This is a genomic window from Cellulosimicrobium sp. MI9406 (assembly GCF_040595865.1).
In the GTDB taxonomy this organism is placed as follows: domain Bacteria; phylum Actinomycetota; class Actinomycetes; order Actinomycetales; family Cellulomonadaceae; genus Cellulosimicrobium; species Cellulosimicrobium funkei.
The window spans coordinates 145354-167629 of sequence record NZ_JALIZI010000004.1; the positions used below are offsets into that span (position 1 = coordinate 145354).

A 22276-nucleotide genomic window follows, 5' to 3' on the forward strand; every position below is an offset into this window, starting at 1 on the left:
CCGTCAGGTCGCCCTTCGCTGCGTCACCCGGTGCCCGGTCGTCGTCCGCGACGGCCGGGCACCGGCGCGTCCGGGCCCGGCCCCGCGACCGGAGGTGCGTCCCGGCCGCCCGCGGTCAGCCGTCGAGGTCGAGGTCCTTGAACCACGACTCGGTGACGTAGTCCGTCTCCCAGCCGAGCGAGCGGTAGAGCTGGTCGGCCTTGGTGGGGGAGTCGGCGTCGACCTCGAGCGCCACGCGGTCGCGACCGTCCCGGGCGGCGTCGGCGATCACCGTCGCGAGCAGCGACTTCGCCACGCCGCGGCCGCGGGCGGCGCGCGTCACCCCGATGTACTCGACGTAGGTGCCCGGCGCGCCGCTCTCGCCCGCGGCGATCGACGAGCACACGACCGTGCCCGCGGGGACGCGGTGGCCGTCGGCGGTGTCCACGTACGCGAGCCACCAGTGGTCCCAGCTGTGGCCCGGGTCCTCGCGGAGCCGCTGCACGAACTCCGAGAAGCTCTCGCGGTAGGAGTTGAAGTGGTCCTGGAAGGACGTCTCCAGCATCTGGTGCACGACCTGGAGGTCGGCCGCGACGGGCATCCCGTTCTCGTGCCGCTCGACCGGGCGGACCGTGACCCCGGCGCGCGGGGCGAGCGCGGCCTCGTCGGGGACGACGGGGCGCGTCATGTGCAGCCAGCTCCGCCGCCGCGCGTACCCGGCCCGGGCCAGCCACTGCGCCTGGCGCGCGTCGTCGGCGAACGGGCTCTCGTCGAGGCGCGTCGCCGTCACGCCGCGCAGGCGCGCCATCGCGACCGCGGTGCGCTCCGCCCAGCGGTAGAACGCGTCCGCGATCGCGTCGACCTCGGCCACGTCGCGGTCGAAGTAGCCCCAGACGGTGGCCCGCCCGGCGGCGCGGTCGTGCACGGTCACCCAGGCGCGCGGGACGTCGTCGGGCCCGACGGCGACCAGCTGGCGCCGCGTCCAGGAGGCCAGCCCCGCGACCTCGGACTCGATCCCGGCGGGGTCGACGTGCGTCGAGCCCGTCCCCTGGAGCTCGTCGAGGCGTCGCAGCCGGACGAGCGCGTCGATGTCGGCGTAGCCGGGGACCCGGGCCCGCCAGGGGCTCGGGAGGGTCGGGAGGTCGTGCGGGGTGGCGCTCGTGGTTCCAGGCATCGGCACCATCTTGGCACCGACCGGCGCTACTCCTGCTGCCAGGAGTGCCAGAGCCGCGCGTAGTCGCCGCCTGCGGCGACGAGCTCGTCGTGCGGGCCGATCTCGCTGATGCGGCCTCCGTCGACCACGGCGACGCGGTCGGCGTCGTGCGCGGTGTGCAGGCGGTGCGCGATCGCGACGACCGTCCGGCCGGCCAGCACGGCGTCGAGCGAGCGCTCGAGGTGGCGGGCCGCCCGGGGGTCGAGGAGCGACGTCGCCTCGTCGAGCACGAGCGTGTGCGGGTCGAGCAGCACGAGGCGCGCGAGCGCGAGCTGCTGCGCCTGCGCCGGGGTGAGCACGTGCCCGCCCGACCCCACGGTCGTGGCGAGCCCCTCGGGCAGCGACTCGGCCCACCCGCGCGCGTCGACGGCGTCGAGCGCGTCGAGCAGCTCGGCCTCGCTCGCGTCGACCTTCGCGAGGCGCAGGTTGTCCGCGAGCGTGCCGACGAACACGTGGTGCTCCTGCGTGACGAGCGCGACCTCGCGCCGCAGGTCCTCGAGCGGCAGGTCGACGAGCCGCACGCCGCCGGAGCGGACGGACCCCGCCGTCGGGGGGTGGATGCCCGCGAGCATGCGGCCCAGGGTCGACTTGCCCGCGCCCGACGGCCCGACGACGGCGAGCCGCTCACCCGGCTCGAGGTCGAGCGAGACGCCGTGCAGCACGGGGTGGCCCTCGCGGTAGGCGTACTCGACGTCGCGTGCGACGAGGCGGTCGCCGTCGGGCACGTCGCCCGTCGGGGTGCGGTCGCCGGGCACCTGCGCGACGCCGACGATGCGCGCGTACGACGCCGCGGCCACCTGGATCTCGTCGAGCCAGAAGATGAGGTTCCACACCGGCCCGGCGAGCTGGAACGCGTAGGTCGTCACCGTGGCCACGGCGCCGAGCGTCGTCTGGCCCTGCGAGAGCAGCCACGCGCCCCACACGAGCGCCGCGACGGGCGCGATCGCGATGGCCAGGTCGATGCCCGGGAACAGCACGGTGCGCAGCCCGAGGGTGTACCGCTCCGCCTCGAACGCCTCGGTGAGGTCGGCGCGCACGCGCGCCTGGCGGCGCTCGGTGAGCGCGAGCGCGTCGACCGTGCGCGCGCCCTCGACGCTCTCGGTGATGGTGCCGTTGAGCGTCGCGTAGGCGGCGGCCTCGCGCTGGTAGCCGGCCGACGCGCGCTTGAGGTACCACCGCGACACGACGACGAGCAGCGGCACGCCCACGAACAGCGCGAGCGCGACGAGCGGCGCGACGACGACGGCCGCGACCGCCGTGAGCACGAGCGTGACGACCGCGACGAGGAGCTGCGGCACGCCGAACCGCACGGCGTGCTGGATGCGGTCGACGTCGTTCGTCGTGCGCGCCACGAGGTCGCCCGTGCCCGCGCGCTCGACCGTGGACAGCGGCAGCGACGTCACCGTCTCGACGAGGTCCTCGCGGAGCTCGGCGAACACGGTCTCGCCGAAGACCATGGACAGCCGCTGCGCGTACCGGCGCAGGACGGCCTGCGCGACGACCGCGCCCGCGCCCACGGCGACGACGGTCGTCACGTACGACGACGTGGTGCCCTCGGTGACGGCGTCGACGAGCCGGCCGAGGAGCCACGGCCCCACGAGACCCGCGACCGCGGCCAGGGTGTGGAGGACGGCGATGAGCACGAACGTGCCGCGGTGCCGGGCGAACAGGCGTCCGGCGGCGGCGCGGACGGCGGGGCCGTCGGCGACGGGGAGCCTCATGCCTGGCCTCCTTCGGGTGCGGTGCGGGCGAGGGCGGGGGTGTCGTCGAGCGAGCGCCCGACGACGCGCAGGTACCGGGCCGCGTCGTCGTCCGGTGCTGTCGCGGGGGAGTGGGCGCGGTCGACGAGGTCGCGGTGCGTGCCGCGCGCCGTGACCCGGCCGTCCTCGAGGAGCAGCACCTCGTCGACGTGCTCGAGCACGAGCGGCGACGCCGTGACGACGAGGGTCGTGCGCCCGCGACGGGCCTGCGCGAGGCTCGCGGCGATCCGCGCCTCGGTGTGCGCGTCGACGGCGCTCGTCGGCTCGACGAGGACGAGGATCTCCGGGTCCGTGAGGAGCGCCCGGGCGAGCGCGACGCGCTGGCGCTGGCCGCCCGAGAGCGACCGCCCCTTCTCGGGCAGCTCGCCCGCGAGGCCGTCGGGCACGGAGTCGAGCACGTCGTGCGCGTCGGCCGTGCTCACCGCGGCGAGCACCTCGGCCTCCGTGGCGGTGCCGCGCGCGTCGAGCTCGTCGCGCAGCGCGCCCGAGAAGAGCTGCGGCGTCGCCTCGGCGACGACGACGCGGCGCCGGAGCGCGTGCTTGTCGAGCGCGGCGAGCGGTGTGCCGCCGAGCCGCACGGGCGTGGCCGCCTCCGCGGCGTCGTCGAACCGGCCCAGCCGGGTCGCGACGGCCGCCGACGCGTCCGGGTCCGCCGAGACGAGCGCGACGACGCGTCCCGGCTCGAGCACCAGGCCGCTCGTCTCGTCGACGAGGGGGCTGCCCTCGGGCGGCATGGGCGCGGTGGCCGGGCTCGCGCCCGCGGCCGGCTCGACGGCGAGGACGCGCACGATCTTGCGCGCGGCGACGTGGGCGCGCGTCGCGATGTTGAGCATCTGCGTCGCGACCTGCAGCGGCCAGCCGAGGAACGCCGCGTACCCGTAGAACGCGACGAGCTGCCCGGGCGTGATCTCGCCGCGCAGGGCCGCCGTCGCGCCGAGGTAGACGACGAGCACGACGAGCAGGCCGGGCAGGAGCACCTGGAGCGCGTCGAGCGTGGCCTGGGTGTGCGCGACCTTCACGCCGGCCTCGCGGACCTTCTGCGACTGCCGGGCGTAGCGGCCCACGAACACGCCCTCGCCGCCGATCCCGCGCAGGATGCGCAGGCCCGACACCGTGTCCGCCCCGAGCGTCGTCAGACGGCCCTGCGCCTCGCGCTGCGCGGCCTGGCGCTGCTGGAGCGGCTTGACGAGCAGCGCGAGCACCGCGGCGACGACCGGCAGGCCCAGCACGACGACGAGCCCGAGTTGGAGCGACGTCGAGAGCATGATGACCGCCACGACGACGTACGCGCCGAGCGCGCCGAGGAACTGGCCCATCATCGAGAAGAGCTGGCCGACGCGCATCGCGTCGCTCGCGACGGTGGACACGACCTCGCCCGTCGGGAGCTCCTCGGTGATCGCGTCGCCCGAGCGGGCCGTGACGTCGCCCACGAGCTGCGACGTCGTGAGCGCCGAGCGCAGCCAGTTCGCGATGTCGAACCGGTGCTGCGTCACGCCCGTGACGACGATGCCCAGGCCCAGCGCGAGCAGGAGGCCCGCCCAGCGCCACAGCTCGGCACCGAACCCGGCGGTGAGCCCCTCGTCGAGCGCGCGGCCGAGCATGTACGGCTGGAACGCCTGGCACGCGAAGTTCACGAGGCCGAGCAGCACGGACACCGTGAGCACCGTCCACTGGCGCCGGGCGATCCAGAGGAGGTAGCGGGACGGGCCGCGCAGGTCGGGGGTCCCCGGGTCGGGGAGAGGGAGGGGTCGCACGGTGTTCTACCCTAGGTTCGGCGTCCGACACGCGGCGACGGTTTAACGCGGCGACCGCGTCACGCCACCGCACGCGGCGGAGACCGCCGCGGCCGTCTCGCCCGGAACGAGGACCTCTCCCATGACCACGCAGGACCCGGCCACCCCCACCGACGCGCCCGTCGTCGCCCCCGCCGACGCGGCGGCCCCCAGCGCGGAGGCCGCGCGCACCGCGATCCGCAAGGCGCGCGGCGCGCTCGCGCGCTACCGGGTCCTCGCGATCGTCACCGGTGTGATGCTGCTCATCCTGTGCGTCGAGATGATCGTCAAGTACGGCGTGGGCCAGTTCGTCGACGTCGACGGGATCATGCGGTACGTGTCCTGGATCCCCTTCGCGCATGGCTGGATCTACGTCGTGTACCTCGTCACCGTGCTCGACCTGTGGACCAAGATGCGCTGGGGCTGGGGCCGCCTCGCGACGATGGTGTTCGCCGGCGTCGTCCCGGTCATGTCGTTCATCCTCGAGAAGAAGGTGCACGCCGAGGCCGACGCGAAGCTCGTCGCGCTGGAGGAGCAGTACGCGGCATGACGACGCCGCTCGCCCCCCTCGTCGCGCCCGGTCCCGAGCTCTCGACGCCGGAGCTCGAGCGCTACGCGCGCCACCTCGCGCTGCCGGGCGTCGGCACCGAGGGCCAGCGGCGGCTCGCGGCCGCGCGCGTGCTCGTCGTCGGCGCGGGCGGCCTCGGCAGCCCCGCGCTGCTCTACCTCGCGGCCGCGGGCGTCGGCACGATCGGCATCGTCGACGACGACGCCGTCGACACGTCCAACCTCCAGCGCCAGGTCATCCACGGCGGGTCGGACGTCGGGCGCCGCAAGGTCGACTCCGCGCGCGAGAGCATCGCGGACGTCAACCCGCACGTCCACGTCGTCGAGCACGCGCTGCGGCTCGACGCGGACAACGCGCTCGACGTGCTGCGCGGCTACGACGTCGTGCTCGACGGCGCCGACAACTTCCCGACCCGCTACCTCGTCTCCGACGCGGCCGAGGTCCTCGGCCTGCCCGTCGTCTGGGGCTCGATCTACCGCTTCCAGGGACAGGTCAGCGTCTTCTGGGCCGCGCCCCGCTTCGCCGTGCCCGACGACGCCCCGCACCCGGACGCCGCGGGTCCGGATCCCGTGGGGTCGGGAGAGCAGACTCCGCGTGGGGTCACCTACCGCGACGTGTTCCCCGTCCCGCCGCCCCCGGGCGCGGCACCCGACTGCGCGACCGGCGGTGTGTTCGGCGCGATGTGCGGCACCGTCGGCTCGGTCATGGCGACCGAGGCGATCAAGCTCGTCACCGGCGCCGGCACGACGCTGCTGGGCCGCCTCGCCGTCTACGACGCCCTCGACCTCTCGTGGCGCCAGCTCACCGTGCGCGCCGACCCGACGCGCGAGCCCGTCACCGCGCTCCTTCCGGGCGACGACGCCTACGCCGCGTTCTGCGGGCTCCGGCCGGTGGCGCCGGCCATGGCGGTGCCCGGCGCCGGGGCGGGGCCGACCGGAGCCCCGGGGCCCGCGCCGCGCGACGTGTCCGCCCCCGACGCGGCCGCCCTGCTGCGGGCCGACGACGCCGCACCCTTCCTCCTCGACGTCCGCGAGGACTGGGAGGCGCAGGTGCGCCCGCTCCCCGGGGCGACGCTCGTCCCGAGCGGCGCGTTCCTCGGCGGCGCGCAGGACCCCGGTGCCGCCGCGGCGCTCGCGGACCTGCCCGCCGACCGCCCGGTGCTCGTGGTGTGCGCGGTCGGCGGCCGGTCGGCCCGCGTCGCGGACGTCGCTCGCGCCGCGGGCCTCGACGCGCGCTCCGTCGTCGGCGGCGTCCCCGCCCTCCTCACCGCCCTGGAACCTCCTGCCCCCTAACGCCCCCCTGCACGTCGACCAGGTGGTCGTGGTGCGTCCTGGTCGGCGGACGAGCCCGGATGGCCTGCTCGGCCCGCCGGGACGGCCTGGTCGACGGCGTCAGAGGGCCAGGTCGAGGCGGCCCTGCGGGGACGAGCTCGCCAGGGCGCCCTCGCGGCGGGGGATGCGCCCGGCGCCCGCGGCGAGCCGGCCCGACTCGACGGCGAGGCGCATCGCGCGGGCCATGCGGACCGGGTCGGCGGCGCGCGTGACGGCAGTCGCGAGGAGCACGCCGTCGCAGCCGAGCTCCATCGCGAGCGCGGCGTCGGACGCCGTGCCGATCCCCGCGTCGAGGATCACGGGCACCCGGGCCGCGGCGGCGATCGCCTCGATGTTGCGCGGGTTGAGGATGCCGAGCCCCGTGCCGATCGGTGCCCCGAGGGGCATGACGGCGGCGCAGCCGACGTCCTCCAGCCGGCGCGCGAGGATCGGGTCGTCGTTCGTGTAGGGCAGCACGACGAACCCGTCGCGCACGAGCTGGTCCGCCGCCTCGACGAGGCCGACCGGGTCGGGCAGGAGGGTCACGTCGTCGGCGATCACCTCGAGCTTGACCCACTCGGTACCGCACGCCTCGCGCGCGAGGTGCGCGGTGAGCACGGCCTCCCGCACCGAGAAGCACCCGGCGGTGTTGGGCAGCGCGCGGATACCGAGGCGGGCGAGCAGCGCCCAGATCCCCGCGTCGGGGCTCGCGTCCCCGCCGGCGCGGACGGCGACGCGTCGCATCGCGACGGTCGTGAGGGCGGTGCCCGACGCGACGAGCGCGTCCTCGAGCGTGAGCAGGTTCGCGGCCCCGCCGGTGCCCATGACGAGGCGCGACCCGATCAGGGTGCCGGCGACGACGAGCGGGTCGTCGGCGCCGGTCGGCCCGCTCGCGGTGGCGGGGGAGACGTCGGTCGTGGTCATGGGTCCTCCTCAGCCGCCCTGGACGGCGGTGACGATCTCGATGCGGTCCCCGGGCGCGACGACGGTCGTCGCCCAGGCGCCGCGCGGCACGACGGCGTCCCCGACGGCCACCGCGACGCCCTGCGGCGTGCCGTCGGCGACGTAGGCGGGGACGAGCGCGGCGACGAGCCGCTCCAGGTCGACGTCGCCGTCGAGCGGGTACGGCTCGCCGTTGACGAGCGCGGTGGGTGCGGGTGCGGTCACGGGTCTCACCTCGGTGTCGTGGCGGTGCGGGCGAAGCGGTCGGTCCGGGCGGTGGCGAGGGCGGTCGCGACGTCGTCGCCGGGCTCGGTCCCGCCGAGCGCGAAGAGCCTGCCGAGCCCGGCGACGACGGCGTCGGCCGTGAGCGGGGCGAGCAGGATGCCGTTGCGGCCGTGCCCCGTCGCGAGGTGCAGCCCCGGGACGTCCGTCGGCCCGACGAGCGGGAGGTTGTCCGGGGTCGCGGGGCGGCCCCGCGGCGTCACCTCGACCAGCGCGGCCCCGTCGATCCCCGGCAGGAGGGCGCGCGCGTCCCGCAGGAGCGCGAAGACGCCGCCGGCGGTGGCGCGACGGTCGTCGGGGTTCTCCTCGGTGGTCGCCCCGACGACGACCTCCCGGTGCCCGGCGCGCGGCCCCGTCGGCTCGGCGTCGCGCGGCACGACGTACACCGGCCGACCCTGCACGAGCCCGCGCACGACGTGCTCGAGCGCGAGGTCCGGGCCCGCGTCGAGCCGCAGCGTCTGACCCTTCACCGGGCGCGTGGGCACGACGACGCCCGGCACGCCCGCGAGCAGGGCGCCCGACTGCCAGCCCGCCGCGACGACGACCGCACCCGCGCGGTGGAGCCGGCCCGCGTCGTCGTGCACGCCGACCACGCGCCCGGCATCGAGCGCGAGCCGGGTCGCGGCCGCGCGGACGACGCGGGTCCCGGCGGCCGAGCCCGCGCCCGCGGTGTCGCGTCCGACGACCGCCGCGAGCAGCGCGGCGTGCGTCGCGCGCGGGTCGACGGCGTGGTCCGCGGGGGCCCACGCCGCCCCGGCGACGCGCGGGCCCAGGTACGGCTCGCGTCGGCGCGCGTCGGCGACGGTGAGCTCGTGCGACGCGAGACCGTGCGCGGCGTGCAGCGCGAGGACGCGGCGGAGCAGCGCGAGGTCGTCCGCGTCGTAGGCGAGGGTGAGCGTCCCGGCGGTCCGCAGCCCGACGTCCGCCCCCGTCGCCGCGCGCAGGTCCGCGGCGAACGCCGGCCACGCCGCGGCGGCCGCGAGGTGGAGCCGCAGGGCGGCCTCCTCCCCGAAGTCGGCCTCGGTCACCGGCGCGAGCATCCCCGCGGCGGCATGCGTCGCGCCCGCGCCCGGCGTCGGGTCGAGCACCGTGACGGTCAGGCCCGCGCGCGCCGCGCGCCACGCGACGGCGAGACCCACGATCCCGCCCCCCACGACGACGACGTCACGCGCGCCGTCGGGCACGACGGAGCCACCCGCGGACGGGTGGACGGACAGGCTCATGTGCGCTCCCTTCGCTGGCATGACCCAGATCAGGTTCGACGGTCGGCGGCGACGCCCTCTCAGCCCCGTGCGGGGCTCCCGTGCTGTCGGCCACAGTACCTCCTGCCGTGGGCCCGCCGAGGCTAGGCTCCCGCGGGTGAGCTCCGAGACCTCCACCACCCCGGCCACTCCCACCCCGTCGGCGGGGGACGCCGCACGCGCCCGGCTCGCCGACGCGCGGCTCTACCTCTGCACGGACGCGCGCGAGGAGCGCGGCGACTTCGAGGACTTCCTGCGGGCGGCGCTCGCGGGCGGGGTGGACGTCGTGCAGCTCCGCGACAAGACGCTCGACGTCGCGCGCGAGCTCGAGCTCCAGGAGGTCGTCGCGCGGGTCGCGACGGAGCACGGCGCGCTGTGGGCCGTGAACGACCGGGCGGACGTGGCGTCGGTCACGGGGGCGCCGGTCGTGCACATGGGCCAGGGCGACCTGCCGGTCCCGGCGGTGCGGGCGCTGCTGGGCGCGGGGCCCGTGCTCGGCCGGTCCACGCACTCGGCCGCGCAGGCGGCCGCGGCGGAGGCCGACCCGGCGGTGGACTACTTCTGCGTGGGCCCGCTGTGGGCGACCCCGACGAAGCCGGGGCGGGCCGCCGTCGGCCTCGACCTGCTGCGCGACGTCGCGGCGACCCGGCCCGCGACGCCCTGGTTCGCGATCGGCGGGATCGACGCGGACCGGCTCGACGCGGTCCTCGACGCGGGCGCGACCCGGATCGTGGTGGTGCGCGCGATCACGGCGGCGAGCGACCCGGAGGCGGCCGCCCGCGCCCTGCGCGAGCGGGTCGCGGCGCGCGCCGAGGCGCGCACCGACGCCTGAGACGCGGGACGAGCCCCGCCGCACGGCGACTATCCTGGACGGGTGACGTCACCCGCCACCGCTCCCGACACCCCCACCACCGCCGAGGTGGCCTCGACCCCGCGGCCCGTGCTCGTCGTCGACTTCGGCGCCCAGTACGCGCAGCTCATCGCGCGCCGCGTGCGCGAGGCCAAGGTCTACTCCGAGATCGTGCCGCACACCTTCACGGTCGAGCAGATGCTCGCGAAGGACCCGGCCGCGATCATCCTCTCGGGCGGCCCCTCGTCCGTGTACGCGACGGGTGCCCCGTTCGTCGACCCGGCGCTGTTCGAGGCCGGCGTGCCCGTCATGGGCATCTGCTACGGCTTCCAGGCCATGGCGAAGGCGCTCGGCGGCGAGGTCGCCCAGACGGGCCTGCGCGAGTACGGCGGCACCGAGGTCGAGGTGTGCGCCGCGGGCGTGCTGCTCGACGGCACGCCGCAGAACCAGACCACGTGGATGAGCCACGGCGACGCCGTGCACCGCGCGCCCGAGGGCTTCGAGGTCCTCGCGACGTCGTCGGGCTCGCCGGTCGCCGCGTTCGAGGACCGCGAGCGTCGCCTCTACGGCGTGCAGTGGCACCCGGAGGTCAAGCACTCCGCGCACGGCCAGACGGTGCTGGAGCACTTCCTGTACGACGGCGCGGGCCTCGCCCCGGACTGGACGCCCGGCAACGTCATCGCGGACCAGGTCGCGGCGATCCGCGCCCAGGTCGGCGACGCGCGCGTCATCTGCGCGCTCTCGGGCGGCGTGGACTCCGCCGTCGCCGCGGCGCTCGTGCAGCGCGCGGTGGGCGACCAGCTCACGTGCGTGCACGTGGACCACGGGCTGATGCGCGCGGGCGAGGTGGAGCAGATCGAGCGCGACTTCGTCGCGGCGACGGGCGTCAACCTCGTGATCCGTGACGAGAAGGAGCGGTTCCTCACCGCGCTCGCCGGGCACAGCGACCCGGAGACGAAGCGCAAGATCATCGGCCGCGAGTTCATCCGCGTGTTCGAGGACGCGGCGCGCCAGATCGTCGAGGACGCGGGCGAGCACGGGGCCGAGGTGAAGTTCCTCGTGCAGGGCACGCTCTACCCGGACGTCGTCGAGTCCGGCGGCGGCGAGGGCGCGGCGAACATCAAGAGCCACCACAACGTCGGCGGCCTGCCCGACGACCTGCAGTTCTCGCTCGTCGAGCCGCTGCGCACCCTGTTCAAGGACGAGGTCCGCGCGGTCGGCCGCGAGCTCGGCGTGCCCGAGGAGATCGTCGCGCGCCAGCCGTTCCCGGGCCCCGGGCTCGGCATCCGCATCGTCGGCGAGGTCACGGCGGACCGCCTCGAGACGCTGCGCGCCGCCGACGCGATCGCGCGCGAGGAGCTGACGAAGGCGGGTCTGGACGACGAGATCTGGCAGTGCCCGGTCGTGCTGCTCGCCGACGTCCGCTCGGTCGGCGTCCAGGGCGACGGCCGCACCTACGGCCACCCGATCGTGCTGCGCCCCGTCTCGTCCGAGGACGCGATGACGGCCGACTGGACGCGCCTGCCCTACGACGTGCTGTCCGTCATCTCGACGCGCATCACCAACGAGGTCTCCGAGGTCAACCGCGTCGTGCTCGACGTGACGAGCAAGCCCCCGGGCACCATCGAGTGGGAGTGACCCCCTAGCGGGACGGACGGGCCCGACGATCCACGGCGATCGTCGCGGCCCGTTCGTATGCCCGCTCCACGTCGGCGAGCACGCGCGGCCAGCCCGCCGACGACGGCACGTCCCGGTTGTGGGCGACGATCCGGTCGAGCAGGCCGTCCTCGGTCGCGAGGCGCACGAGCGCGTCGGCGAGGCCGGCGTCGTCGTCCGCCACGAGCGCGTCGACGCCGTCGGTGAGGCGCTCCGCCACGCCCGACTGCGAGCGCGTGAGCACCGCCAGCCCGGCGGCCTGGCCCTCGAGCGCCGCGATGCCGAACGCCTCCTCGACGGCGGGCGCGGCGAACACGTCGGCGCGCGCGTAGAGCCGCTGGAGGCCCGTCGCGTCGAGGCGGCCGGGGAGCGACACGACCGACCCCAGCCCGTGCTCGGTGACGAAGCGCCGCGCGTCGGCCAGCTCGGGTCCGTCCCCGGCGAGCGTCACGTGCAGCGCCCCCTCGGGGAGGCGCGCGACGGCGTCGCGCACGACCTCGAGGAACGGCAGCACGCGCTTGCGGGGCGCGAACCGCGTCGCGGCCACGACGTGGACGGCCGAGCCCTCCATGCGGTCGGCGCGCTCGGTGCGCGGGACGCGCCACGCGTCGAGGTCGAGGCCGTTGTGCAGCACCACGACCTCGCCGTGGTCGCCGACGATGCGGCGCAGGGGAGCGGCGGTCAGCTCGCTCACGGCCGACCACAGCACGGGCCAGCGGGACCAGCGGACCACGCGGTCGAGCCCGGCGAACGCGCGCTCCGCGCCGCCCCAGACGCTGTGCACGGTGAGCACCGCGGGCAGCCCCGCGCGCACGACCGTCCGCAGCGACGCCTGGGTGGAGGGCGTCAGCACGCCCATGTGCAGGTGCACGACGTCGGGCCGGTCGGCGCGCAGGACCCGCGCCACGTGGTGCGGCGCGCGCGGGTGCACGGGGTAGCCGCCCGGGACGCGCGCGGCGAGCCGGTGCACCGTGACGGCACCGTCCCGCTCGGTCGACACGCCGTGCGCGCCGGGGCGCGCGGGCGTCGTGCAGACGACCGCGACGTCGTGACCGGCGGCCGCCTGCTGCTGCGCGAGCCGCGCGACCTGGGTCTCGATGCCGCCGAGCAGCGGCAGGTAGCAGTCGGTCAGGTGGGTGATGCGCACGGACCGCATCCTCCCATCCCGACCCTGGCGGGCCGCGCGGTCGTCGCCGCGCCCGCCCTGAGGTGCGCGTTCGCCGCGCGGTGGGCGTCTCCCGTCGCTACCGTGGGCCCCGTATGGGTGGTTCGACCGTCCCGTGACCGGCCCGCACCCGCGGGCGGTCTCGCGCGGGCGGCTGCAGGTGGGTCCTGACGAAGGGGAGAACGCGCCATGTCGAGCACCGTCACCGTCACACCGACGAAGGGGGCACGGGGCATCGGCCTCGTGTCGATCATCGCGGGCATCATCCTTCTCCTCGCGGGCATCGGCACATGGATCGTCGTGTCGAACCAGCTGTCCGCCGAGGAGATCACCGTCTCCGACGACGCGTCGTTCCTCGCGGGGCGCCACGTCAACGGGCCGCTCACCGCGTACGCGCAGGCCGAGGTCATCAACAAGCACGCCCTCGAGGCGAGCGACGGCAAGACCTACGCCGAGCTCGACCAGGACGACCCCACGCGCCAGACCGTCATGACGGCCTCGTTCCTGCGCGCGTCGCTGTTCACGTCCGTCGTCGCGTTCGGGGTGTGCGCGCTCGTCATCGGGCTGGGCATCCTGTTCATCCTCGTCGGCATCGCGCTCCGGCGGCTCGCGGGCGGGCCGAGCGTCGCCGTCGAGACCCCGGGCGGCTACTCGTCGTCGGGCGACCTGTCGGACGCCGGTCGGCACGCCGCACCCGCGCACGCCGCGCCGGGGCATGTCGAGCCGTCGCCGACGGCGCCTCCGGTGCGTCCCGAGCCGACGTCCCCGGGCCGCCCCTCCGCGCTCTCGACCCCCGGCGCCGAGGCCCGCGCGGCCGCTCCCGGCACGACGGCGACGCCCGTCGAGCCGACCGGTGCCGCCGGTACGGGCACGCCGAGCGCACCGGGCTCCTCGCCCGCGGCCTCGCCCGACACCCCGACGACGACGACCGGGCCGACCACGCCCGAGCACCGGGCCGACGGCCCGACGCGGCGGGGCGACGAGCCGACCCCCTGACCGTCCCGGCAGCCCGTCCGGGCGCCGAGGACCCGCTCCCACCGGGTCGCACCGGGGAGAGCGTGCGGGGCGGCGTCGCTCGGGCACACCGAGGGCCGTGGCACGACGTGCCGCGGCCCTCGGCGTACCCGGAGGTCCCGGTGCGGCTCAGCCTCGACGGCGTCGTGCCCCGGAGACGATCGACCCGACGACGAGCGTGACGCCCGCCGCGGCGAGCACGACGATCGTCGCGAGCCCTAGGTCGACCCGGGCACCGAGCGCGGCCGCGAGCACCACGACGGCGAAGGCGACGATGACGAAGCCCCACACGATCGTGGCGACGCGCGGGCCGCGCCGCGGGAGCGGGCCGGGGTCCGCGCCCGCGCCGGGCGCCCCGCCCGTGGACGACGGGTCGGCGCCCGACGCCGTCGGGGCCGCGCCGTAGAGCGGCGCACCAGTCGACGGGGCACCGACGGGCGGCGCACCGACGGGCGGCGCGTCGGCGGACGGACCGTCGACCGACAGCGGGTCGGCCGGCGGCATGGCGGGCAGCGGCGTCGTGGCGCCGACGTCGGTCAGCGGTGCCGCGGCCGGGAGCGGGGTCGTCGCGCGGGCGTCGGCCGCGGGCGTCACGGCGGGGAGCGGGACCGTCGCGTCCGTCCCGGACGCCTCCCGGCGTTCCTGCTGCTGAGCCGGCTCGGGGCCCTGCGTGGGTGCGGGGTCGAACAGCTCGTCCCCGAGCGGCCGCGTGTCGTCGTCGCGGCGGTTCTCGTCGTTCATCAGTCCTCCTCGATCGTGACCTGGCCGGCGCCGACCTCGACCTGCAGCACGAGCAGCGGGTCGTCGCCCGCCTGAACCTCGTCGTTGTCGAACGTCACCGGCTGCGTGCTGACCCCGCCGATCTCCTGACGGTCGCCGTCCACGTGCCAGCGCGCGTTGCCCGCGAGCACCTGGACCTCGGCGCGGACGGGGACGCCGTCGGGCACGACGACCGTCGCGTCGCCCGCGCCGAGCCGGACGGGGACCTCGACGGGCGAGCCGGCGGTCGCGTCGGACAGGTCCAGGTCGGACAGGTCGATGCGCGGGTCGCCGAACGATACGCCGAACCCCTGCTCGGCGACCTCGGGGTCGGTGATGCGGTGCGTGCCGTCGGTGACGGTCCGCACGGAGTCGTCGACGAACACGGTGAACGGGGTCGTGCGCCACGCCGAGGCGGGGAGCGCGACGACGAGCAGGACCACCGCGAGCCAGCCGAGGCCGCCGCTCGTCCGGCCCCGCAGCCCGCTGACCACGATCGCGAGGCCCGCGAGGATCCCGCTGAGGCCCGCCCAGGTCAGGAACACCGGCCAGGGCAGCGCGCCCTGGCGGTCGAGCACGAGGAGCAGCGCCCCCAGGAGGAGGCTCAGCCCGACGACGACGCCGGTCGTCGTCGCACCCGGGCCGCGCGGGCGCGGGGGCTTCGGCGGGCGCGGGGCGCGCGACGGCTGCGGCGGGAGCGGCGGCTGCGGCGCGCCGCCCTGCGGGGAGGGAGCGTACGGCGCGTGCGGGGGGAGGGGCGCGGTCACGCCGGGCGCGGAGGCGGCGTACGGGCTCGCCTCCGCCGACCAGACCGCGTCGTCCTGCGTCCCCGTCGGCGCACCGCCCACGGGCGACCCGCCGGGGGTGCCGGACGTCGTCGGGCCGCCCGGGTACGCCGGGCCGCCCGGGTACGCGGGGCCGCTCGGGTACGCCGGGCCGGCGCTGCCCCACGGGGCGTCCGAGGGCGCGCCGCCCGCGGGGGCGCCGGGGGTCGCCGTCGGGCCGTGGCCCGGGGCGTAAGGGCCCTGCGCCGGACCGGCACCCGGGCCGTGACCCGGACCCCCCAGGCCGTGGCCCGGACCGCCCGGCCACGGCGGAGCCTGCGGAGGCGTGCCCTGGCCACCGCGGGGGCCGCGCTGCGTGAGCGCCGAGACCGCGACGACCGCCACGGTGACGAAGGCCGCGACCCAGAACAGGCCGGTCAGCCAGCCGAGGTGGAGCGCGTCCCACCACGACCACCAGCCGCCGCCCCACGAGAACCCGACCACGACGAACGCCGCAGCGCCGAGCAGCGCGACGTCGACGTTGCCGCGGAACGCCTCCTGGAGGTGGATGCGGCCGTCGCGACGCTCGGGCAGGAGCGCCCACGCCGCGCCGTACAGGACGAGCCCGGCGCCGGAGAGGAAGAACGTCACGAACAGCAGCCCGCGCACGACCAGCGGGTCGATCCCGAACCGCTCCGCCACGCCGGACGCGACGCCGCCGATCCAGCGGTCGTCCGAGCGGTAGATGCCGACGCGGCGCACCGCGTCGAAGAAGCCGTCGGCGCCGCTCGGACGCCGGGGCGCCTCGCCCGGCGCCGCGCCCGGTGCACCCGGGGGCGGGCCGGCGGGGCCGGTCCAGCCCGGTCCGCCGCCGTGGTCGGGGCCGCTCGGCCCCGGGGGGACGGTGCCCGGCTGCGCGCCGGGCGTCTCGGTGTCGCCGCCGGAGCTCCCGGGCTGGGCGCCGGGTCCGGGGAGGTCGGGAGTGCTCATGACCACCATGCTGGTGCGCGGGGCGCGCCGCCGGTATCGGGTGCCACCCTGACCCGACCCTGAACCGCCCGGGGCCCGACCCTGGTTTCCCCGCCCGGGGGCGCTCGGGGCGTCCGCGCCGTGTGACGATCGGGGGGTGACGACAGCAGCCCGGCCCGGCGCCCGACCGCGCGACCTGCCGCTGCGCCGCCCCGAGCGCGGCCGGTGGGTGGGTGGCGTGTGCGCGGGCCTCGCGGCGCACCTCGGCGTCGGCGTCGGGGTCGTGCGCCTCGTCATGGCGCTCCTCGCGCTCGCGGGCGGCGCGGGCGTCGCGCTGTACGTGTTCTGGTGGCTCACCGTCCCGTCGGGCGACCCGCTGGCCGCGCGCGACGAGCAGCGCCCCGCCTCGCTGTCCCGGCTCGCGCCGCGCCTTCAGGGGAGCGTGCGGCGCCTGCCCGTGCGCGACGTCGCGATCGGCGTCGTCCTCCTGGGCGGCGCCGCGCTGCTCGTGGCGCTGCGCACGGGCGTCGACGTCGAGGTCTCGTGGGTCATCCCCGTGCTCATCGCGCTCGCGGGCGCGGCGCTCGCGTGGAGCCAGCTCGACGCCGTCGAGCGGGGCCGGCTGCTCACGCGGGCGGGCGGGCGCACGCCCGCCGGGGTCGTGCGCATCGCGGGCGGCGTCGTGCTCGTGCTCGTCGGCATCGTGCTGCTCGTGGGGCAGGACGCGCGGCCCACCCAGGTCGTGCGCGCCGCGGTGGCCGCGGTCGCGGTGCTCGCCGGCGTCGCGATCGTGCTCGCTCCGTGGTGGCTGCGGCTCGTGCGCGAGCTCGGCGACGAGCGCGCCGCCCGGGCGCGCGAGGCCGAGCGGGCCGACATCGCCGCGCACCTGCACGACTCCGTGCTCCAGACGCTCGCCCTCATCCGCGCCCGGTCCTCCGACGCCGACACCGTCGCGCGCCTCGCGCGCGCCCAGGAGCGCGAGCTGCGCGAGTGGCTCTACGACGACCGCCCCTCGCCCGGGACGTCGCTCGCCGCCGAGCTGCGCGCGCTCGTGGCGGAGGTCGAGGACGGGCGCGTGGGCCGCCGCGCCGAGCCGATCGGCGCGGCGCCCGGTGCGCCCGAGCCGGGGCCGGTCGTCGTGGACGTCGTCGTGGTGGGGGACTGCACCCCGACGCAGGAGACGGCGGCGCTCCTCCAGGCGACGCGCGAGGCGCTCGTCAACGCCGTCGCGCACGGCGGGCCGCCGTACTCCGTCTACCTCGAGGTGAGCGACGCCGCGGTCGAGGTGTTCGTCCGCGACCGGGGCGAGGGCTTCGACATGGACGACGTCGCCCCCGACCGGTTCGGGGTGCGCGAGTCGATCCTCGGGCGCGTGCAGCGCCGCGGGGGCAAGGCCGAGATCATCAGCCGGCCGGGGTGGGGCACCGAGGTACGGTTGCGCGTGCCGCGGGCCGTGTCGACGGACGTGCCGACGGACCCCGGCCCGGCGCGGACCGCACCGAGCGAGGAGACCCCGTGACGACCATCCCCAGCGCGACGCCCGACGGCGCACCCGCCACCGGGCCGGTGCCCGTGGTGCTCGTCGACGACCACCACATGTTCCGGGCCGGCGTGCGCGCGAGCCTCGACCCGGCGCTCGTCACGGTCGTGGGCGAGGCGGACGACGTGGGGTCGGCGGTCGCGCGCGTGCACGAGCTGCGGCCCCCGGTCGTGCTGCTCGACGTGCACCTGCCCGGCGGGAACGGCGGCGGGGGCGCGGAGGTCATCCAGCGCTGCGCCGACGTGCTGGGCGACGTGCGGTTCCTCGCGCTGTCCGTGTCCGACGCCGCGGAGGACGTCGTCGCGGTCATCCGCGCCGGCGCGCGCGGGTACGTGACGAAGGCGATCTCGGGGCCGGACCTGTCGGCCGCCGTCGGGCAGGTCGCGGGCGGCGACGCGGTGTTCTCGCCGCGGCTCGCGGGCTTCGTGCTCGACGCGTTCGGCACGGGCGCGGGCGACGTCGCCGTGCACGACGACGAGCTCGACCGGCTCTCCGCGCGCGAGCAGGAGGTCATGCGCCTCATCGCGCGCGGGTACACGTACCGCGAGGTCGCGTCGGAGCTGTTCATCTCGATCAAGACCGTCGAGACCCACGTCTCCGCGGTCCTGCGCAAGCTCCAGCTGTCGTCCCGTCACGAGCTCACCCGCTGGGCGGCCCAGCGTCGCCTCCTCTGAGCCGCGGCCCCCGCACTCAGCGCGGGGCGGGCGGGGTGCGGGGCGGCCAGGCGGGGGAGAGGGTCACCACGTCCCCGACGACGGTCACGGCCGGGGGCCGCACTCCGGCCTCGCGGGCCCGTTCGGCGATGGTCGCGAGCGTCCCGACCGTCGTCCGCTGGCGGGGGCCGTAGCCGTCCTCGACGACCGCGACCGGCGTCTCGGGCGAGCGGCCCTGCGCGACGAGCGCCGCGGCCGTCTCCGCGAGGCGCGAGACACCCATGAGCAGGACGACCGTGTGGTCGCTCGCGGCGGGGACCTTCCCGACGTCCTCGTGACCCGTGAGCACGGTGAACCCGCGCGACAGGCCCCGGTGCGTCACCGGGATGCCCGCGGCGGCGGGCACGGAGACGGCGCTCGTGACGCCGGGCACGACCTCCACCGGGACGCCGTGGGCGCGGCACGCGTCGAGCTCCTCGCCACCCCGCCCGAACACGTACGGGTCGCCGCCCTTGAGCCGGACGACCCGCTTCCCCACGAGCGCGTGGTGCACGAGGATCCGGTTGATCTCGTCCTGCGGCACGGGGTGGTTGCCCGACGTCTTGCCGACGTCCACCACCACGACGTCGTCGCCGAGCTCGGCGAGCAGCGCGCGCGGCGCGAGCCGGTCGACCACGACGACGTCGGCCTCCGCGAGCACGCGTCGCCCGCGCACGGAGATCAGGCCCGCGTCGCCCGGCCCCCCGCCGACGAGGGCGACGGAGCCCACGGGCCGCACGAGCGGCGCGGTGACGGATCCCGCCCCCGTCGCCTCGTGCCCGGCGTCGCCCGACGCCGCGGCGACGGCGCGGGTCGGCCGCACCGCCCGCAGCGGCAGCTCGCCCGTCTCGAGGAGCACCGCGACGGCGTCGCGCACGCGCTGGGCGCGCCGTGGGTCCCGGCCGGCGTTGATGGCCACCGTGACCTCGGCCTCCCCGGCTCCGGAGGCGCCCGGCGCGAGCGTGCGCGCGACGGCCGGGACCCACGCGGTCGCGCGCTCGGCGTCGCCCGCGGTGACGCAGAAGACGCGGTCCGCCTCGGCGTCGGCCGCGACCTCGGCGTCGACGCGGGCGTCGCCCGTCGCGGTGTGGACGAGCCACGCGCCGTCGAGGTCGCCCGTGAGGTAGTCGCGCCGCACCCAGGAGAGCCGGGCGTCCCGCGCCGGGCCGGCCGCGGGGCCGTGCGCGGCCGCGTGACCGGCGGTCCCTGGGCCGTGCGCCGTGAGGAGCTCGGCGAGGTCCTCGCACACGTACGGCGCGACGACGGCCACGATCGCGCCCGCGTCGAGGAGGCCCCGCGTGCGGCGTGCGGCGACGGGGCCGCCGCCGACGACGACGACGCGGCGGCCGTCGAGACGCAGGCCGAGGGGGTACGTCTCGTGGATGGGTGCGGTCACGGTGCCAGCCTAGGTGTCGTCTAGATCGCGTAGGAGCCGGGGCGTTCCGCCGGGCGGCGGGCGGCGGCGAGCGCGTCGCCGACCATGCCGGCGGCGAGCGTGCCGCCGTCCTGCGCGTCGACGAGCAGGAACGCGCCAGTGCGGCGCGCCACGACGTACTCCTCCGCCGCGACGGGCGACGCGAGCCGCAGCGTCACGCGGCCGATGTCGTTGAGCTCCAGGCGCTCGGCGGGCTCGAGCTCGGCCGTGTCCAGGTCGAGGCGCCCGACGACGTCGCGCACCACGGCCTGCACGGTGCGGGTCGTGTGCTTGAGCAGCACGCGCGCGCCGGGCAGGAGCGGACGGTCGCCCAGCCACGCGACCGTGCCCTCGACGTCCTGCGTGACGTCGGGGGCCTCGGCCGCGGACGCGAGGAGGTCGCCGCGCGCGACGTCCACGTCGTCGGCGAGGCGGATCGTCACCGACTGCGGGGCGAACGCCTCGGTGAGCTCCGTGCCGCTCGCGAGGGAGTCGGCGGTGTCGATCCCGACGACCGTCGTGCGGCGCCCGGAGGGCAGCACCACGACCTCGTCGCCGACCGTCACGACGCCCGACGCGACCTGCCCGGCGTACCCGCGGTAGTCGCGGTAGCGCTCGTCGGCCGCGGCCTGCGGGCGGATGACGACCTGGACGGGGAAGCGGAACGCCTCGGTCTCCGGGTCGTCGCCCGTCGGGAGCTCCTCGAGCAGCTCGAGCAGGCTCGGGCCGTCGTACCAGGGCGTGCGCGCGCTGGCCCGGTCCACGACGTTGTCGCCGACGAGCGCCGAGACGGGGATCGTGTGCACGTCGCCGACGCCGAGCGACGTCGCCGCCGCCCGGATGTCCGCGGCGAGCTCGGCGTAGCGCGCCTCGCTGTAGTCGACGAGGTCGATCTTGTTCACCGCGACGACGACGTGCGGCACGCGCAGCAGGCTCGCGACCGCGAGGTGGCGGCGCGTCTGCTCCAGCAGGCCCTTGCGCGCGTCGATGAGCAGCACGACGACGTCCGCCGTCGACGCCCCCGTCACGGTGTTGCGCGTGTACTGCACGTGCCCGGGGCAGTCGGCGAGGATGAACGACCGGCGCGCGGTCGCGAAGTACCGGTACGCGACGTCGATCGTGATGCCCTGCTCGCGCTCGGCCCGCAGGCCGTCGGTGAGCAGCGCGAGGTCGGCGGTCTCCAGCCCGCGGTCGCGCGAGACGCGCTCGACCGCGTCGAGCTGGTCGGCGAGCACGGACTTCGAGTCGAACAGCAGGCGGCCCACGAGCGTGGACTTGCCGTCGTCGACGGACCCCGCCGTCGCGAGGCGAAGCAGCGTGCCGCGGCGCGCGTCGTCGAGCGGCGGTGCCGCGTCCGCGGTGACGGTGCTGGTCTGGGTGCCCATCAGAAGTACCCCTCCTTCTTGCGGTCCTCCATGGCGGCCTCGGAGAGGCGGTCGTCGGCGCGGGTCGCGCCACGCTCGGTGATGCGCGTCGCGGCGACCTCGGCGATGACGTCCTCGACACCCGCCGCGTCCGAGCGCACGGCGCCGGTGCACGACATGTCGCCGACCGTCCGGTAGCGCACGGTCTCCGTCCGCAGCGAGGCGGTCTCGGCGTCCGTGCGGGGCGCGGAGTACGGCCCGACGGCGAGGAGCATCCCGTCGCGGTCGAACACCTCGCGCTCGTGCGCGTAGTAGAGCCCGGGCAGCTCGATCCGCTCGCGCGCGATGTAGCGCCACACGTCGAGCTCGGTCCAGTTCGACAGTGGGAACACGCGCACGTGCTCGCCCGGGCGGTGCCGCCCGTTGTAGAGGTTCCACAGCTCGGGGCGCTGGTTGCGCGGGTCCCACTGGCCGAACTCGTCGCGCAGGGAGAACACGCGCTCCTTGGCGCGCGCCTTCTCCTCGTCGCGACGCCCCCCGCCGAACACGGCGTCGAACCGGTGCCCCGAGATCGCGTCGAGGAGCGGCTGCGTCTGGAGCGGGTTGCGCGTGCCGTCGGCGCGCTCACGCAGCCGGCCGTCGTCGATGTAGTCCTGCACGCGCGCCACCTCGAGGCGCAGGCCGAGGCGCTCGGCCGTGGCGTCGCGGTAGGCCAGGACCTCGGGGAAGTTGTGGCCCGTGTCGACGTGCAGCACGGGGAACGGCACCGGGCCGGGCGCGAACGCCTTGACCGCGAGGTGCAGCATCACCACGGAGTCCTTGCCGCCGCTGAACAGCAGGACCGGTCGCTCGAACTCGGCGACGACCTCCCGCACGATGTGGATGCCCTCGCTCTCGAGCGCGTCGAGCTGGGCAAGGCGGCGCCCGCCGGGGAGCGCCGCGGCCGGGGTCGTGCCCGCGGCGGCGGAGGCGCCGGGGGAGCCCGGCGCGTCGGTCGTCAGGTCGATGGTCGTCATGCCCGT

The 22276-nt window shown here is 76.8% G+C and carries 19 protein-coding genes and 1 riboswitch; of the genes, 7 read left to right on the forward strand and 12 right to left on the reverse strand.

The annotated features are described in order from the left end of the window. Positions 1-115: 115 nt before the first annotated feature. From MT994_RS08855 to MT994_RS08865, 3 genes are read right to left on the reverse strand one after another with little or no spacing between them, the layout of a single operon-like run. A complete protein-coding gene (locus tag MT994_RS08855) occupies positions 116-1153 on the reverse strand; it encodes a GNAT family N-acetyltransferase (protein ID WP_354805925.1) in 1038 nt (345 codons plus the stop codon). 26 nt (positions 1154-1179) lie between these two features. Continuing rightward, entirely contained in the window at positions 1180-2913 is a 1734-nt protein-coding gene (locus MT994_RS08860; protein ID WP_354805926.1) for an ABC transporter ATP-binding protein, read from the reverse strand. Then, positions 2910-4706, reverse strand: coding sequence for an ABC transporter ATP-binding protein (locus tag MT994_RS08865; protein ID WP_194522193.1), 1797 nt, complete (start codon positions 4704-4706; stop codon positions 2910-2912). The genes MT994_RS08860 and MT994_RS08865 overlap by 4 nt, the downstream gene beginning before the upstream one ends. A gap of 121 nt (positions 4707-4827) precedes the next feature. On the opposite strand from MT994_RS08865, the gene MT994_RS08870 reads away from it, so the two are divergent. Beyond that, a complete protein-coding gene (locus tag MT994_RS08870) occupies positions 4828-5274 on the forward strand; it encodes a DUF3817 domain-containing protein (RefSeq protein WP_354805928.1) in 447 nt (148 codons plus the stop codon). Further along, positions 5271-6584, forward strand: a complete 1314-nt coding sequence (locus MT994_RS08875; RefSeq protein ID WP_354805929.1) for a ThiF family adenylyltransferase — start codon at positions 5271-5273, stop codon at positions 6582-6584. Before MT994_RS08870 ends, MT994_RS08875 begins: the two co-directional genes overlap by 4 nt. A gap of 99 nt (positions 6585-6683) precedes the next feature. Here MT994_RS08875 and MT994_RS08880 read toward each other — a convergent pair whose 3' ends face one another. From MT994_RS08880 to thiO, 3 genes are all read right to left on the reverse strand, one after another. Then, complete coding sequence (locus MT994_RS08880) at positions 6684-7526, reverse strand: thiazole synthase (RefSeq protein ID WP_354805930.1); 843 nt, start codon at positions 7524-7526, stop codon at positions 6684-6686. Between the two features lie 9 nt (positions 7527-7535). Further along, the gene (gene thiS, locus MT994_RS08885) at positions 7536-7769 is read right to left on the reverse strand and encodes a sulfur carrier protein ThiS (protein ID WP_076405108.1); all 234 of its coding nucleotides are present in this window, start codon (positions 7767-7769) and stop codon (positions 7536-7538) included. Positions 7770-7774: 5 nt separating this feature from the next. Further along, positions 7775-9049 carry a glycine oxidase ThiO gene (gene thiO / locus MT994_RS08890; RefSeq protein WP_354805931.1) on the reverse strand — a complete coding sequence of 425 codons (1275 nt, stop codon included), beginning with the start codon at positions 9047-9049 and terminating at the stop codon, positions 7775-7777. Then, positions 9039-9141, reverse strand: a riboswitch (TPP riboswitch). It overlaps the preceding gene by 11 nt. Before the next feature lie 44 nt (positions 9142-9185). Between thiO and thiE the strand changes: the two genes are divergently transcribed. Continuing rightward, the gene (gene thiE, locus MT994_RS08895) at positions 9186-9899 is read left to right on the forward strand and encodes a thiamine phosphate synthase (RefSeq protein WP_354805932.1); all 714 of its coding nucleotides are present in this window, start codon (positions 9186-9188) and stop codon (positions 9897-9899) included. 42 nt (positions 9900-9941) lie between these two features. Continuing rightward, on the forward strand, positions 9942-11555 hold the full coding sequence (gene guaA, locus MT994_RS08900; RefSeq protein WP_044144565.1) for a glutamine-hydrolyzing GMP synthase: 1614 nt from the start codon (positions 9942-9944) through the stop codon (positions 11553-11555). A 4-nt stretch (positions 11556-11559) separates the two neighbouring features. Here guaA and MT994_RS08905 read toward each other — a convergent pair whose 3' ends face one another. Beyond that, positions 11560-12720 carry a glycosyltransferase family 4 protein gene (locus MT994_RS08905; RefSeq protein ID WP_340698626.1) on the reverse strand — a complete coding sequence of 387 codons (1161 nt, stop codon included), beginning with the start codon at positions 12718-12720 and terminating at the stop codon, positions 11560-11562. A 207-nt stretch (positions 12721-12927) separates the two neighbouring features. Here MT994_RS08905 and MT994_RS08910 point away from each other — a divergent pair, with 207 nt between their 5' ends. Further along, on the forward strand, positions 12928-13734 hold the full coding sequence (locus tag MT994_RS08910; protein ID WP_308820719.1) for a hypothetical protein: 807 nt from the start codon (positions 12928-12930) through the stop codon (positions 13732-13734). 147 nt (positions 13735-13881) lie between these two features. On the opposite strand, the gene MT994_RS08915 is transcribed toward MT994_RS08910, so the two are convergent. Together MT994_RS08915 and MT994_RS08920 are read right to left on the reverse strand one after the other, a co-directional pair. Beyond that, positions 13882-14493 carry a hypothetical protein gene (locus tag MT994_RS08915; RefSeq protein ID WP_354805934.1) on the reverse strand — a complete coding sequence of 204 codons (612 nt, stop codon included), beginning with the start codon at positions 14491-14493 and terminating at the stop codon, positions 13882-13884. Beyond that, on the reverse strand, positions 14493-16265 hold the full coding sequence (locus MT994_RS08920) for a PspC domain-containing protein (RefSeq protein WP_354805935.1): 1773 nt from the start codon (positions 16263-16265) through the stop codon (positions 14493-14495). The genes MT994_RS08915 and MT994_RS08920 overlap by 1 nt, the downstream gene beginning before the upstream one ends. A gap of 136 nt (positions 16266-16401) precedes the next feature. On the opposite strand from MT994_RS08920, the gene MT994_RS08925 reads away from it, so the two are divergent. Continuing rightward, complete coding sequence (locus tag MT994_RS08925; protein WP_061266871.1) at positions 16402-17763, forward strand: ATP-binding protein; 1362 nt, start codon at positions 16402-16404, stop codon at positions 17761-17763. Beyond that, positions 17760-18458 (forward strand): response regulator transcription factor, encoded by a 699-nt coding sequence (locus tag MT994_RS08930; RefSeq protein ID WP_021483838.1) that lies wholly within the window; start codon positions 17760-17762, stop codon positions 18456-18458. The genes MT994_RS08925 and MT994_RS08930 overlap by 4 nt, the downstream gene beginning before the upstream one ends. A gap of 16 nt (positions 18459-18474) precedes the next feature. On the opposite strand, the gene cobA is transcribed toward MT994_RS08930, so the two are convergent. The 3 genes from cobA to cysD are packed head-to-tail and all read right to left on the reverse strand — an operon-like array spanning position 18475 to position 22270. Continuing rightward, positions 18475-19872 (reverse strand): uroporphyrinogen-III C-methyltransferase, encoded by a 1398-nt coding sequence (gene cobA, locus MT994_RS08935; protein ID WP_354805937.1) that lies wholly within the window; start codon positions 19870-19872, stop codon positions 18475-18477. Between the two features lie 20 nt (positions 19873-19892). Beyond that, positions 19893-21275 carry a GTP-binding protein gene (locus MT994_RS08940; protein ID WP_354805939.1) on the reverse strand — a complete coding sequence of 461 codons (1383 nt, stop codon included), beginning with the start codon at positions 21273-21275 and terminating at the stop codon, positions 19893-19895. Continuing rightward, entirely contained in the window at positions 21275-22270 is a 996-nt protein-coding gene (gene cysD, locus MT994_RS08945) for a sulfate adenylyltransferase subunit CysD (RefSeq protein WP_085388368.1), read from the reverse strand. The genes MT994_RS08940 and cysD overlap by 1 nt, the downstream gene beginning before the upstream one ends. Between the last annotated feature and the right edge of the window lie 6 nt (positions 22271-22276).